Genomic DNA, 14,292 nt, shown 5'->3' on the forward strand with positions numbered 1-14,292 from the left:
GTTCTGAAACTGACACAAGGAACCGAATGAAACACCCGCACGACTCTCTACGCCGGATCAACGCGCAGCCCAGGGTCAATTCGCTCTGTCTGGTTGGGGCGCTGCTCTTACTTAGCCTCACCAGTATTGAGACGCACGCTTCCGGGATATTGCCGGTCGACGAAGGGGCCGGATCCGTCGGCTTCGCGTCCGACACACAGCCCTGGCTTATCAGCCATCGCCTGCCCGAAAAGACCGAGACGCAGGATGCCGCGCTCGTGCTTCACGAGCGACCGGAGAACATGGCCCCCGTAGTGCCGGCGTCGCGCCAGAATCCCGCTGCGGATACCGGAAGACCGTCTCATTGGATCGATCAATGCTCCCCCCGGTTCACCTTCGATCGGTCTCTTCAAGATGTCGCGTATTCCAGTCCTGCACAGCCGCACGCTGGAGCGATCGACGCAGGAAGCAATGCACCGGCAGTGCCGATTTCTACGCCTCCGTCTTCAGGCCTTCTCTTCATGACAGCGTTGGTGGGGATGCTGGGGACCGTGACCGCGGTGCGGGGAGAGGCGCGCTTCAAGCGAGCCGTGCCTGCGTCCGACCTTGCCCCGCCTCGGCGAGGCGCGGCCGTGCCGATTGTCGTGCTCACATCCGACGGTGGGTTGGCCACCCAGCTGGAAGGGTATTTACATCGCGCGGGCTATGAAGCCCGAGTGGCAGCCACACCCAGCGAGATCGTTGCCCTCACGGATCCGGCGTCGCTCTTGTTGGTGTTGGTGGATTGCCGGACCCACGATTGGGACATGCTTCGGACAGATTCCTCACTGCGCCATGTCCTGCTGATGGCCGTCGTTCCTCCCGACTGCTTCTACACCGAGTGCCATGTGATCGCGGACCTAGAACGAGGGATGGACGGCATCTACGAGATGCACGACGGGCATCGCCTGTTCATCGCCAAGGTCGGCGCCTATCTCCGGCGGGCGCGATGCGCGAGCGCGCGGCGAGGCGTCCATCATGTGGGCGCCATTGAGCTGGACGGCGATGCGCACGAGGTGACCATTGCCGGACGGCCGGTGAAGCTCACCACCAAGCCTTTCGCCATTCTCAGCGTCCTCATGCGGGAACCATCCAAGGTATTCAGCCGAAGCAAATTGATCGATCTTGTATGGGGGCCAGACATTGCAGTCGGCGAACACACCGTAGATGTCCATGTGCACGTGCTTCGGCAGCTGCTGGATCGTGAGCCACACTGCCGTTGCGAGCTGCTGACAATCAATCGGATCGGCTTCACCTTGAGACCGGTCGCCGCCGCCGGATCAATCCGAACGAACAGGCTCCGTCCCATATCCCACGCCAGCTCCGATTCACAAGCACACGCACGAACGACGCCGGGAACTATGTCGAAGCACGTGGCAGCGCGGGCGCATCGACTCTTGATGGGGCCGCCGCTCAATACCACGGCGAGCGCATGCATTGCGGCGCCCTGCGGATGACGATTTGAACTCCCATTACTCACACAGGAGGTAGCACATGCCGGTCAAGATGATAGTCTTCTTCTCTGCGCTTCTGATGACAGTTGCTCCATGGGCAGCCCTGGCGGCGCCTACAACTCTTCCTTCATCTTCCAGCGCACCAAGGATCGGGGTCCTCCTGGTCAACCACGGGTCCAGATCCGTGACGTGGCGCCAATCCTTGCTCCAACTTGAAGCCCAGGTCGCTCCGACGATCATGCAGGGCCACGCAGTCCAGTCCGTTAAAACCGCGTTCATGGAATACACGGAGCCGTCCATCGCCACTCGCATGAAAGAATTCGATCACGAAGGATTCACCGACGTCATCATTGTGCCGGTCTTCTTGACCGTCAGCCCCCATACCTTTGACGACATTCCCACCATTGTGGGACTGAAGGAAGATCCGCATTCCATGCAGCAGCTCAAGATTGAAAATATCCAGCGGTACTCTCCGAAAGCCAAACCTCACATTACCCCGCCGCTCGACTTTACAGACATCCTTCAGAAGAACCTCCTCAGACGAGTGACGGCTCTCTCACACAATCCGGCTGATGAGGGTCTCGTGCTGATTGGATACGGCGATGAGACCTACGACAAGGAATGGGTTGAGCTCTTCAACAAAGCGGCAGGCTACGTCAGAGAGCATACGGGCATTACGGGATATTCCTACGGCTGGTGCGGCCATATCGCGAACTATAAACCTGAAGAGACGACTGCGGCCATCAACTCGGTCCTCAAAACGTCAGGCACAGCCCTCGTCATCCCTGTGCTGGTTGCGCACGACGAACAGTTTCAAATTAAGATTATCGGCGATGGGATCGCCAAAGTCCCCGACAGTAAAAAGCGTGTGCAATATAGACCGGATTCCATTCTGCCCGATCCGAACATCGAGCGATGGGTGGTCGCGGTCACCGACGAGTATGTGCGGAAGATTCAACCGCAAGTCTCCAGAGTGAACTGATGCTGAAATGGATGACAACCAGACTCCGCTGGCCGGGACCGGACGCCATCACGCGCTTCAACATGGCGGCGCACAGGGACATCGGATATGCCTGCGCCTCTCTGATTCTGGCCTATTGCCTGTCAGGCATTGCCCTCAATCATATCGGCGATTGGAATCCTGATTTCATCGTGTCGAGACAGTCGATCTCGTTGCCTCATCCCTTCGCGAAAGAAGACATTACACAAGAACGAATCGCGGAGTTTGGACAACTGGTCCAGGAAGAGAACTACAAGGTCTACGATTTCCCGACCTCCGACCAGGTCAAAATCTATTATGACAACGCGTCGCTTCATCTGCATTTCGCGGACGGACGCGGCACCTATGAGAAAGTCTCTCGGAGACCGGTTTTATATCAGGTCAACGCCTTGCACTTGAATCGCCTCAAAGGATGGAAATGGGCGGCGGACGCGTTTGCACTGATCTTGATTATCCTCAGCTTTACAGGATTGTTCCTTTTGAAAGGCAAGTATGGAATGGCGCGCAGAGGGAAATGGCTGGTTGCCGTCGGCATGCTGCCGCCGTTGCTGGCGCTGCTGCTGTTTGAGCTGAAGTGAGGGATCTTGTCGAGATCGGTCGAGCATCCCCCTTCGAACATATCCTTCCCGAGCAAAGAGGCGCGATTCGTAGTATCCCGCCTCTTTGCGGCGGGGGGCCTCAGTCCTCCTGGGTCCCCCCGCCCTATTATTTCTTGGATTGGACCGCACAAGAATCTGTGAGCCGTTTCAGCGATAACAAAAGGGCGGATGGGGTCACCCCACCCGCCCTTTGTTCACTACCGGTCGGCCTTGAGAGGCACGGACAACCGCTCCATCTCCAGGCGCTTCATACCGAGAAACGGTTTACGACTTAATCTGCTCGGCGAGATACCCCGTCAACCCCACCTGGGCGATCGTGGTGAGTTGTCGCTCAAAGTAATCGACATGTTCTTCTGAATCCACCACCATCTCTTCCAACTTCTGGCGGGTAGTAAAGTCTCCGACTGCGGTCGCATGAACGATCGCCTTCCGCAGCATCTCCACATCTTCCCGTTCAAACGCCAGGTTGGTCTCGAAAAGACCTTGCACCGACTGACTCCCCTTTACCTCGTCTAACTTCCCAACATCCGGCTGGCCGCCCAGATACAGCATATGACGAACCAGCTGCGAGGAATGAGTGACTTCTTCCGTATACAAATGTTGAAACTTATCGGCCAATCGTTCATAGCCCCAGTGACGGCACAGCTCTGCGTGCAACAGATATTGATGCACCGCAGTTAACTCGGCGGTCAGGATGGTTCCAAGCTGATCGAGAATCCCCTCTTTGGCTTTCATAACATTCCCTTTGTTTTAGCGCACGGACTGTTGTCGTGGCCTGAACTAGCCTTCCTTCGTGATCTGCTCGGCAAGATACATCTCCAGGCCGACCTGCTTGATCGTTTCCATCTGCGTTTCGATCCAATCGATGTGCGCATCCACATCTTTCGCCATTTCTTCGAGCATATGGCGGGTCGTGAAGTCGGTCACCTTCATGCAATGCACGACGCCTTCATTCAGCAGCGTCAGCATTTCCTGCTCGGCCGCCAGATCCAGCTTGAACTGTTCCGGCACCGTCTCGCCGACATGCACCGTATTCATGCGCTGCACGTTCGGCACGCCTTCGAGATAGAGGATGTGCCCGATGAGTTCGTCGGCATCTTTCATTTCATCGATGCTGCGCTCGCGCACCTTATGCTGCAACCGTTCAAAGCCCCAGTTCTCGCACATCTTGGCATGCACAAAATACTGATTGATGGCCGTCAGGTCGGCCGTCAGCACCTTATTCAGAATATTGATGACGCCCTCTTTTGCTTTCATAGTGTGTTCCCCCTTTCAGAATGTGAGTGAGCCATCGGATCAGAAGCTCGCGCTATCAGATGACGTCATACGAATAGCTTCATTATCGTCCGCAGCAAAGCGGTCGTCAACCAAGGAGATTCTGATTGAGAGAGAAAAAAGTTGAGCGTGATGAGTCTGCTTCTCAGTTTCGACGGAAGAAGAGTCGGTGCATGACGCGCATCGCCGCCACCAGATTACGGAAACTGTTTACCGCTATCCGGCCTCACGATAGCCACATTCTTCATTGCGGCACTGCACGCTTCGCCCCGCCTGCTTGCTGACTTTTTCAATCAGGAACGGCGCGTGGCAGGTTGGACAGGTTTTATTGATCGGACGATCCCACAGCGCATACTCGCACTTGGGATAGTTGCCGCACGCAAAAAATGATCGTCCTTTTTTCGTGCGCTTCTGGACCAAATCTCCGCCGCAGTCCGGCTGCGGACATTTCACGCCTAGCGCGAGCGGTTTAGTGGTTTTACATTCGGGATAGGCCGAGCAAGCAATGAACTTGCCGAACCGCCCGGTCTTCACCACCATGCCACTCCCGCACTTGTCGCACTTCTGATCGGTCGTCAGTTCAATTTTCGGGACGATCTTAATCGTGCCGTCTTCGAGCTTCTGGAAATTTTGCGTGTTCTTGCAGGGAGGATCGGCTTTATAGGCCGGACAAGCCAGGAACTTTCCGTTTCGCCCCCACTTGATCTCCATCATCTTGCCGCATTTTTCACAGGGCACATCCGTGGGCGGCTCCACAATATCCTTCGGACCGGGAATCGTCTTCGCCCGCTCAAGTTCCTTGGTGAATGGCGTGTAAAAATCCCGTACCGCCGTGACCCAGGGCTTCGTTCCCCCTTCCACTTCGTCAAGCTGCTCCTCAAGCTGCGAGGTGAAGTCCACATTGATCAGCTCGGGGAACCCCTTCATCAAGTAATCGTGAACGGTCTTGCCGGTTTCCGTCGGCACTAACCGGCCCTCGGTTTTCTCCACGTACTTGCGGTCTTGAATCGTGGAAATGATGGCCGCATACGTGGAAGGGCGGCCGATTCCTTTTTCTTCCAATTCCTTGATCAACAGCGCTTCATTGTAGCGGGGAGGCGGCTGAGTGAAGTGTTGCTTTGACGTCAGTCCGATCGCCGATTCCCCCTCCTGTTGAACCAACCGCAGTTGTTCCCCTTCGGACAGAGCCGGAAGCTGGCGATCATTGTCGTCCTCCGCTTCCTGATCGGCTTTCGGCTTTTCAGTCGGCAGCTCTTTATCGACGCCTTCCATATAGACGATGGTGTGGCCGGGGAACTTGACGACCGTTCCAGTGGAACGAAAACCATACTTCACCGGCGTCCCCACCGGGGTCGAATCGATCCGAGTCACATCGAGAATAGCCGGCACCATTTGCGACGCGATGAATCGATTCCAGATCAACTTATAGAGATTGTATTGATCCTGGTCGAGATACTGGCGAATCGACTCCGGGTCGCGGGCCGCCGAGGTGGGCCGGACGGCTTCGTGCGCTTCCTGCGCGGCCTTCTGAGTCTTATAAATATTCGGCGTCGCCGGCAGATAGTCTGCCCCGAATCTTGCCTGAATGACTTCCCGCGCTTCGGCCATCGCTTCATTGGAAATGCGCGGCGAGTCGGTTCTCATATAGGTAATCAAACCGGTGGCTCCCTCAGCCCCAATCTCCATACCTTCGTAGAGCTGCTGCGCGAGGGTCATGGTCTTCTTAGGCGAGAAGTGCAGCTTTCTGGAGGCTTCCTGCTGGAGACGGCTGGTGATGAACGGCGCAACCGGGTTCCGCTTCTTCTCACGACGTTCGATGGATTCGACAACAAAGGCTTTCCCTTGAATATGCTCGACCACACGCGCCGCTTGTTCGCCGTTCTCGATCGACGCGGCTTCACCATTGATACTATGGAGCTTGGCTTCGAATGAGGGTGGATTGGTGCCGGACAACAACGCGACGATCGACCAATACTCTTCGGTCCTGAAGGCCTCCCGCTCCGCTTCGCGTTCGCAAATCAACCGCATGGCGACCGACTGCACGCGCCCCATACTGAGTCCGCGCCGAACCTTGGTCCACAAGAGCTGACTACCTTGATACCCGACGATGCGATCCAGAATACGGCGGGCCTGCTGCGCGTTGACCAGATTCATGTCGATTTCACCGGGCGACTCCAGCGCCCGCTTAACCGCCGTCTTGGTGATCTCGTTGAACAAGACGCGAAAGATCTTTCCGCCTTGTTTCTTTTTGGACTTGCCGAGCAACTCCTGCTCCAGATGCCAGGCAATCGCCTCCCCTTCGCGATCGGGGTCGGGCGCCAGATAAATCTTGTCGGCCTCTTCGGCTTTCTTTTTGATATCGGCCAACACTTTGGCCTTGCCCTTGATGGTGACGTACTGCGGCTCAAAATCATGTTCGAGATCGACGCCCAACTTACTCGTCGGAAGATCTTTGATATGGCCGACCGAGGCCATCACGGTGTATCCGCGGCCCAGATATTTCGTAATCGTTCTCGCCTTGGTCGGCGACTCAACGATGATCAACGATTTCGCCATAACATCTCCGTATTCAGCGCACGCGTTGTCCCATCACGTACCAAACTTTTCGACATCCTGCAACTGGAATGCACTCGGCCACGGATCAGCGACGCAGGTATTGCGGACCAGGCAGCTGCCGGACAAAGCCGCGGAGCTCCAGCGCCAGCATGGTCGCAGCGACCGTCGCGGCACTGAGTCCGGTCCGTTCAATCACGACGTCAACGGATTGCGCGACAGGAGAAAGAACCTCATAGATCCGCTGTTCCTCCGGCCCTAATTCGCCACGCACCGATGCACCCGTCACTCCGCTCACCATACGGACACGGACAGCGGGCTCCACTTGCGGCAACAACTCCTCTATCATATCCGCCGCACACTCGATCAATCTGGCCCCTTGCTTGATCAATCCATTCGACCCGCGGCACCGTGCTTCTTTGACAGACCCCGGAAGGGCAAACACTTCGCGCCCCTGCTCCAACGCCAATTTGGCAGTGATGAGCGATCCGCTGTTCATCGCCGCCTCCGCCACGAGCACCCCGACGGATAACCCGCTGATGATCCGATTCCGTCTCGGGAAATGATGGCTCTGCGGCGGCGATCCTACGGGAAGTTCCGCCAGCACCGCTCCCTGTGCCTCAATCTGTCTGCGCAACTGATCATGTTCAGGTGGATAAGTTTGATCCACTCCGCAGCCGAGGACGGCAATCGTGCGCCCCTGTCCGGCCAGCGCGCCACGATGAGCCGCAGCATCGATCCCCCGCGCCATCCCGCTGACAATAGTCCAGCCCCCTCGCGCTAACTCCTGAGCAATTTCTTCCGTAAGGGCCTTCCCGGCAGAGGTGGCCGATCGCCCACCGACGATCGCCAGCGCTGCCCCATCTTGTTCATGCAGCGCACCCGTGTAATACAACAAGGGCGGCGGATCGGGAATGGCCTTCAGGCGCTTCGGATACAAGGGATCGGTCAGCGTGACGACCTGAATAGCAAGCCGTTCGACCAGCGTCACTTGACGATCGATGAGATGACGAATCCTGAGATCCGCACCTCGCCTGATCGCCTCAGCGAGTTCCGCGCTGCACCCGATCCGCCTCAAGTCCCCCGACGGAGCCGCCAACGCGCCGGCCGGAGTCCCGAAGGCCTGCACCAATTTCAGGGCGGTGCGGTCACCCACTCCATCGATCGATTGCAGAAGAAGCCAGGATGTGAGCTGAGTGGAGTCCATGCGACAGACCTGCGCAGGAGGGCAATCTGTAACCGTGACATATACGCGGCCTGACCGCAGGCCTTCCTGGCCTCGCGATCAGGCAAGAAACACATGGGACACAGACGACCGTGCGATCTACAGCGTCACGAGGTCATACTGCTCAAGATGTAACTGATGGTCCGGTGTCACGATGATCTTCGCCGAACACTCGCGCTCCAGCATTTCGAGACCTTGGCGTTCTTCATCCTGGAGCAGCCCCGCAACGCTGGGATGCGCCCCGATGACGATCCGCTGACTCTCCCCCGATTCGCCGATCTTTCGAATCTCCCTGAAAATTTCGTAGGCGACCGTCGTCGGAGACTTGGTGTACCCTCGGCCTTCGCAGTAGTGGCACGGCTCGGACAAAGACCGCAGCAGGTCTTCGCGGACACGCTCCCGGGAAATTTCAATCAGTCCGAGGTCCGAAATCCTTGAGATTCGAGTCCGCGCTTTATCCGACGCCATGGCGTCCACCAGCGCGTGATAGACCTTGTCCCGATTTTTCTCCCGTTCCATGTCGATAAAGTCGACGATGATGATGCCGCCGATCCCGCGCAACTTCATCTGGTACGCCACTTCCTTGGCCGCTTCAAGATTATTGCGGAGAATCGTTTCTTCCTGATCCCGCTTACCGACAAATCGCCCCGTATTGACGTCGATGACCGTCATGGCTTCGGTGTGATCGATCACCAAGTGGCCGCCGGATTTCAGCCAGACCCTCCGGCTCGTCGCGCGGGTGATCTCTTGCTCGATACCAAGGTGATCGAAGAGGCTTTCATCTTTGTCATAGAAATGAATGCGGGAGGTCTGCTCCGGAGAGAACCGCTGCACGAAGTCCCGCACAGCCTCATACTCCTGGCGCGAATCGATCCATAGGCGATCCACCTTCTTCCCGAACAGATCGCGCACCACGCGAAAGCTGAGGCTCAAATCCGTATGCAGCAACGCCGGCGCGCTCAGCTTTTCCCGGTTGGTCAAAATGTCCTGCCACAGCACATGCAAGAAATCCACGTCGGATTTCAATTCGTCTTCCTTGACGCCTTCGCTCACCGTGCGCACGATGTACCCGCACCCTGGGCGGCGCACCCGGCGCATAATGTCTTTCAAGCGGGCGCGCTCCTCGTCCTTCGCAATCCGGCGAGACACGCCGATGTGCTCGACATTCGGCATAAAGACCAGATAGCGGCCGGGGAGCGACACATAAGTCGTCACGCGCGGCCCCTTCGTCCCGATGGGGCCTTTTGAGATCTGTACCATCAACTCCTGCCCCTCGGTCAGCAGTTGCTCGATGGGCTTGGCACTCTGGCGTTTCGGCCGAAGCATGTCCGCATCTTTATCATCATCGTCGTCGGTCGCATCCACCAGCGTATCGCCCGGCTCCGCTTCTTCCGAGAGGTCGGACACGTGCATGAACGCCGCTTTCTCCAAACCAATATCCACAAACGCCGCTTGCATGCCCGGCAGCACCTTCGCGACCTTGCCCTTGTACACGTTCCCGACGAAATCCTTATGTTTGGCCCGGTCGCCGAATAAATCCGTGACCACACCGCCATCCAACACCGCCACACGGGTTTCTTCCCGTGCGACCGAAATCGCAATCTCAATTCCCATAACTACTCCTTTAGTCTGCAAGCCCTAGAACGACGCAATGGGCGACAGACGCAGGCACAACGCCCAGGTCCGTCACATCCACCATCCGCGTCACATTCCAGCGACTCAATCCCACGCCTCACAACACTCCACTCATTCACACCGCTCAACACTCGTGTCTCCGCTCAATAGAACAAACTCAGCCGTCTCCGTTTGACGTTCAGCAACAATCCCAACGACGCCATGGTCATGATCGTCGCGCTGCCTCCGTAGCTCATCAAGGGCAGCGGAATTCCGACGATCGGGAACATCCCGGCCGTCATCCCGATATTCACCACGACGCAAAAGCACAACATGGCGACAATACCGGCAGCCAGGAGCGCGCCCAATTGATCTTTCGCCTTCGATGCAATCTCCAGAGAGAGCCAGATCAGTGCGACAAACAGCACCAACAATAGCAACACTCCCAAGAATCCCCATTCTTCCGCATAGACGGCAAACACAAAGTCTGTATGGCCCTCCGGAAGGAACTTCAGCTGGCTTTGCGTCCCTCCGTAGAGGCCCTTGCCCATCAGCTCGCCGGATCCGATCGCAATTCTAGACTGTAGGGCATGATAACCCTTTCCTCCCGGATCGTATTCCGGGTCGACGAAGGCCATAATGCGCTGTCGTTGATAATCATGCAAGGACCCCCAGACCCCTTCCCAGGCAAATGGGAACAGCATGACGATCAGGAGGAGAATGACGCCCAAGGCCTTTGAGCGCACGCCGACCATTAACAGCATGGCGGCATACACGGCCACGAAACTCAATCCGCTGCCTAAGTCGGGCTGTTTCAGGATCAAGACCAGACCGGGAAACATCAGCATGCCCGGCATAATCACCCGCTGCAACCACCCCACCCGAGGCGCCTTCGAATAGTAATGCGCCAACACGAGGATCAAGACCAGCTTGGCGAATTCGGAGGGCTGCACGCCAAACGGACCGAGCGAAATCCAGCGCTGCGCGCCTTTGCTGGTGCGCCCATCGACCAGCACAAATGCCAGCATGAGCAACACGACCCCGTAGAGCGGGTAGGCCAGCCGTGCGATGCGATGATAATCGGACACCAACATGAACACGAAAGCCGCACTGCCCATGAGAATCCAGGCCATCTGCTTGACGTAGTAGGGCGCAAGGCCCGCCTGCTGGCTGTGCGTCACGCTGTGGATCGACAGAACGCCGATCCCCAGGATAGAGAATACTAATGCCAAAAACCGATAGTCGAAACTATCGAGCCCCCGGCTGTCGGTCAGACGATCAATCATAAAAACTCACACACACCACCCATGGCGCCACGGTCACTGCGCTGGCGGGACAACCGCCGGCTCCTGCGCACTCAGCTTCATATAGGTCTCAATCACTTCTTTGGCCAGCGGCGCCGCCGCCGACCCACCGTGTCCCATATGCTCGGCCAACACCGCCACGGCAATCTTCGGAGCCTCGACCGGCGCAAACGCCACGAACCACGCATGATCACGAAACTTTTTGGGAATGTCTTTCTCCGCCCTCTTCTCTTTTCCCAGCGCCGCGACTTGCGCCGTCCCGGTTTTCCCCCCGATCGTCACGATCGAAGATTTTGCGCGAGTCGCCGTCCCTTCCGTCACCACCGCGGCCAATGCTTCTTTGATGATCCGAAACGTCTCCGGTTTGGCATGCGCCTTCCCCCGCGCAACCGCCGGCATCTCCTGTAAATTTCCAGTCGTGCGATCCATAATCGCCTGCACCAGACGCGGACGATAGCTCACGCCATCGTTGGCCACCGTGCCGATCATGCTGGCCATCTGCAAGGGCGTCACCGTGACATACCCCTGTCCGATCGCGGCAGAAATCGTTTCACCTGGCAGCCAGGCTTCTTTCTTCACCTTCAGTTTCCAAGCCGTGGAAGGAATCGACCCCACTCGCTCGGAAGGCAATTCAATGCCGGTCTCACGACCGAGGCCGAAGTCCTTGGCATACTCCGACATCGTATCGATCCCCATCCGCTGCCCGATGGTGTAAAAGTACACGTCGCAAGACTGGATAAGCGCCTTGTGAAGGTCGACATACCCATGACCGGTCGCTTTCCAATCGTGATAAATACGCTTGCCGAATTGGTACCCGCCCGTGCAGAGCACGGAACTCGACGGCGACATGGTATTGGATTCCAGGGCCGCGACGGCCATCGGCACTTTGAAGGTGGACCCGGGAGGATACTGTCCTTGCGACGCACGATTGTTGAGCGGGCGTCTCTCATCCTGGACGATCTCCACCCACTGCTTCGGCGTGAGCTCGCGCGACATAATATTCGGATCGAATCCCGGCCGGCTCGCCATAGCCAGGACGTCGCCGCTCGTAGGATCCAGGGCGACAATCGCACCGGATTCGTCCCCCAATAAATCCTCCGCCACCTTTTGTAGCTTAATATCAATCGTGAGATAGAGATCGTTTCCGGCGAGCGGCTTATCCACCAACACCGTCCGCTTCTCGTGGCCTAAGGCATCCACTTCGACGCTTTTTTGTCCGGCCTGGCCGCGCACGTGACGATCAAACGACTTCTCCACTCCATATTGCCCGACCACGCTGCCCTGATGGAGATCCGCGAATTCCGGCTTCTCCAATTGCTCAGGAGAAATTTCTCCGACGTACCCAAGGAGATGCGCGGCGGCCATACCGCCGGGATAGTTCCGCTGCGACTCCACCTGAATCATGACACCCGGAAGATCAAGCCGGTGGGATTCGATTACGGTGGCATCGCGCAAGGTCAACCGGTCTTTTACTTTTTTCGGCAGCATCTTACTGCCCCGCACCGCCAGTTTTTTCCGGATCATGGCCGGATCGAGTCCCAGCAAGTCCGCCAGATTCTGAATCAACCCCTCCCGATCCTTGACGTCTTCCAACGTTACGTAGAGGCTAAAGCTCGGCACGTTATTCGCGAGTAAAACCCCGTGGCGATCGTAGATCAGCCCCCTGGCCGGCTCCAGCAGCACCGAGCGGGTACGATTATTCTCCGAGAGGTCGCGGTAGTATGGGCCTTCACGAATCTGCAAATGCCACAACCGGACCGCCAGGAGCCCGACGACCAGGAGCAGTCCCACACGCAGCAGCATGAGCCGCCGCTGTAACTCTCCGAGTTCAGACTCATGGGTACTACTGGTCGCCACGATAACTCCTAGAACTCTCGCCCCTCTGCCAGCCGGTCAAGATTCAACCGGCTCCAGATCAGCCAATAACACAGTCCTCCGACCACCGCATCGAAACAGGCTTGCGGCATGAGGATCGTCCGAATCATCCACCAAACATCCTGCTGATCATTCGGTTTGAGCGACCAGATGATCATCAGACTCGACAAGGTAGACGCGACAACAAGGCCGCTGACCAACACCAACGGATTGATCTGGGCTACCTGGCGACCGACCAGTCCGGCAAGAAATCCCACCGTCCCCTTGGTCACCATACTTGTCGCAAGGTCGGTGGCGGAAAACAAACTCATGGCCCATCCTACGAAGAGCCCGACGATCAACCCTTCCAATTCACCAGACAGGAGACCGATAAAGCAGACCGCCACAAGACCGAGATCCGGTTTGACACCCCACACACTGAGGTACGGAAGCACCGTGGCGTGCACCGCCACCAGGACAGCGACGGCACAGGCATACACGACAATCTTCACGGTTTGGCTTTCGGAAGAAGCGCATCGCTCTTTCCGTCCTCGCCGGGTATATAGGGAGACTGAATAACCAAAACTTCTTCGACTCGATTCACATCAACTTCAGGGCGCAATTCAGCGGATTGGAACAACGCGCCTTCCTCTTTGCCGATCGTGGTGATAGTGCCGATGGCAAGTCCGCGGGGAAAGCCCCCGACGAGTCCGGAGGTCACCACGCGATCACCGGCGCGAACATTCGAGAGCAGCGGAATATACTTGAGCCGAGCCAGACCGGGGGTCGTTCCTTCGACAATGCCTTCATCTCGCGTCCGCTGAATCAGCCCGGCAATGGCATTGTTGGGATCGGACACCAAGAGCACAACCGCGGTCGCCATCGTCGTCTTCACTACTCGTCCGACGACGCCGGCGGACGTGACCACACCCATGTCTGCCTGGATGCCGTCGGTGCTTCCCTTGTTCAGGAGAATGGTTCGATACCAATTGCCCGTATCCCGGCCGATGACCTGCGCCGCAATCATCGTCGGGAGAGCTTGCGCCTTGAACTCAAGCAACGCCGTCAACCGGTCCGTCGCCGATGCGGCCTCGCGCAGTTGACTATTTTGCCCCTGCAACAGCTCGAGCTCTTTGCGCAGTTGCCGATTCTCTTCGTCTACGTCCTGCAGGGCCACGTAATGGCTCCAGGTCTCTCCGATCCCGCCTTCCACCGAGGCGACGAGACGGATCGGCCAGCTGAGCACCCACCCGACCGGACCGCCGATTTCCTGGAAGAGCGCCTGAAGCTGGTGCGGCAGCAGGAAAAACCCGAGAAGCACGGAGAGCAACACCCCGAGGGCAAGACGCCGGGCGCCGTATGATGAACGAAAGTTGGCCATCCGCATGGGGAGGAA

General features: G+C 57.5%; 12 protein-coding genes. 3 read left to right on the forward strand and 9 right to left on the reverse strand.

Features of this window, described 5'->3' with window-relative positions:
• Window positions 1–26: 26 nt before the first annotated feature.
• The 3 genes from NITLEN_RS02105 (at window position 27) to NITLEN_RS02115 (ending at window position 3,050) form a co-directional block, all read left to right on the forward strand.
• Window positions 27–1,475, forward strand: a complete 1,449-nt coding sequence (locus tag NITLEN_RS02105; protein ID WP_181416585.1) for a winged helix-turn-helix transcriptional regulator — start codon at window positions 27–29, stop codon at window positions 1,473–1,475.
• Window positions 1,476–1,551: 76 nt separating this feature from the next.
• Window positions 1,552–2,454 (forward strand): sirohydrochlorin chelatase, encoded by a 903-nt coding sequence (locus NITLEN_RS02110; protein ID WP_281267749.1) that lies wholly within the window; start codon window positions 1,552–1,554, stop codon window positions 2,452–2,454.
• A gap of 11 nt (window positions 2,455–2,465) precedes the next feature.
• Window positions 2,466–3,050 (forward strand): PepSY-associated TM helix domain-containing protein, encoded by a 585-nt coding sequence (locus tag NITLEN_RS02115; RefSeq protein WP_121988538.1) that lies wholly within the window; start codon window positions 2,466–2,468, stop codon window positions 3,048–3,050.
• Between the two features lie 285 nt (window positions 3,051–3,335).
• Here NITLEN_RS02115 and NITLEN_RS02120 read toward each other — a convergent pair whose 3' ends face one another.
• From NITLEN_RS02120 to mreC, 9 genes are all read right to left on the reverse strand, one after another.
• Window positions 3,336–3,806 (reverse strand): bacterioferritin, encoded by a 471-nt coding sequence (locus tag NITLEN_RS02120; RefSeq protein WP_121987927.1) that lies wholly within the window; start codon window positions 3,804–3,806, stop codon window positions 3,336–3,338.
• Between the two features lie 45 nt (window positions 3,807–3,851).
• The gene (gene bfr / locus NITLEN_RS02125) at window positions 3,852–4,328 is read right to left on the reverse strand and encodes a bacterioferritin (protein WP_121987928.1); all 477 of its coding nucleotides are present in this window, start codon (window positions 4,326–4,328) and stop codon (window positions 3,852–3,854) included.
• Between the two features lie 234 nt (window positions 4,329–4,562).
• A complete protein-coding gene (gene topA, locus NITLEN_RS02130) occupies window positions 4,563–6,902 on the reverse strand; it encodes a type I DNA topoisomerase (RefSeq protein WP_121987929.1) in 2,340 nt (779 codons plus the stop codon).
• Window positions 6,903–6,987: 85 nt separating this feature from the next.
• Window positions 6,988–8,106 (reverse strand): DNA-processing protein DprA, encoded by a 1,119-nt coding sequence (dprA, locus tag NITLEN_RS02135; RefSeq protein ID WP_121987930.1) that lies wholly within the window; start codon window positions 8,104–8,106, stop codon window positions 6,988–6,990.
• Window positions 8,107–8,223: 117 nt separating this feature from the next.
• On the reverse strand, window positions 8,224–9,738 hold the full coding sequence (locus NITLEN_RS02140) for an Rne/Rng family ribonuclease (protein WP_121987931.1): 1,515 nt from the start codon (window positions 9,736–9,738) through the stop codon (window positions 8,224–8,226).
• 164 nt (window positions 9,739–9,902) lie between these two features.
• Entirely contained in the window at window positions 9,903–11,024 is a 1,122-nt protein-coding gene (gene rodA / locus NITLEN_RS02145; protein ID WP_121987932.1) for a rod shape-determining protein RodA, read from the reverse strand.
• A 33-nt stretch (window positions 11,025–11,057) separates the two neighbouring features.
• A complete protein-coding gene (gene mrdA, locus NITLEN_RS02150) occupies window positions 11,058–12,899 on the reverse strand; it encodes a penicillin-binding protein 2 (protein ID WP_121987933.1) in 1,842 nt (613 codons plus the stop codon).
• Between the two features lie 8 nt (window positions 12,900–12,907).
• A complete protein-coding gene (locus NITLEN_RS02155) occupies window positions 12,908–13,408 on the reverse strand; it encodes a hypothetical protein (protein WP_121987934.1) in 501 nt (166 codons plus the stop codon).
• A complete protein-coding gene (gene mreC / locus NITLEN_RS02160) occupies window positions 13,405–14,283 on the reverse strand; it encodes a rod shape-determining protein MreC (RefSeq protein WP_245924364.1) in 879 nt (292 codons plus the stop codon). Before mreC ends, NITLEN_RS02155 begins: the two co-directional genes overlap by 4 nt.
• Between the last annotated feature and the right edge of the window lie 9 nt (window positions 14,284–14,292).

This window comes from Nitrospira lenta (genome assembly GCF_900403705.1).
Classification (GTDB): Bacteria; Nitrospirota; Nitrospiria; order Nitrospirales; family Nitrospiraceae; genus Nitrospira_D; species Nitrospira_D lenta.

What these genes read in the sequence shown, in the direction of transcription:
- NITLEN_RS02105 (WP_181416585.1), top strand. Translation starts at nt 27, where the DNA reads ATGAAACACCCGCACGACTCTCTACGCCGGATCAACGCGCAGCCCAGG.
- NITLEN_RS02110 (WP_281267749.1), top strand. Translation starts at nt 1,552, where the DNA reads ATGACAGTTGCTCCATGGGCAGCCCTGGCGGCGCCTACAACTCTTCCT.
- NITLEN_RS02115 (WP_121988538.1), top strand. Translation starts at nt 2,466, where the DNA reads ATGACAACCAGACTCCGCTGGCCGGGACCGGACGCCATCACGCGCTTC.
- NITLEN_RS02120 (WP_121987927.1), bottom strand. Translation starts at nt 3,806, where the DNA reads ATGAAAGCCAAAGAGGGGATTCTCGATCAGCTTGGAACCATCCTGACC.
- bfr (WP_121987928.1), bottom strand. Translation starts at nt 4,328, where the DNA reads ATGAAAGCAAAAGAGGGCGTCATCAATATTCTGAATAAGGTGCTGACG.
- topA (WP_121987929.1), bottom strand. Translation starts at nt 6,902, where the DNA reads ATGGCGAAATCGTTGATCATCGTTGAGTCGCCGACCAAGGCGAGAACG.
- dprA (WP_121987930.1), bottom strand. Translation starts at nt 8,106, where the DNA reads ATGGACTCCACTCAGCTCACATCCTGGCTTCTTCTGCAATCGATCGAT.
- NITLEN_RS02140 (WP_121987931.1), bottom strand. Translation starts at nt 9,738, where the DNA reads ATGGGAATTGAGATTGCGATTTCGGTCGCACGGGAAGAAACCCGTGTG.
- rodA (WP_121987932.1), bottom strand. Translation starts at nt 11,024, where the DNA reads ATGATTGATCGTCTGACCGACAGCCGGGGGCTCGATAGTTTCGACTAT.
- mreC (WP_245924364.1), bottom strand. Translation starts at nt 14,283, where the DNA reads ATGCGGATGGCCAACTTTCGTTCATCATACGGCGCCCGGCGTCTTGCC.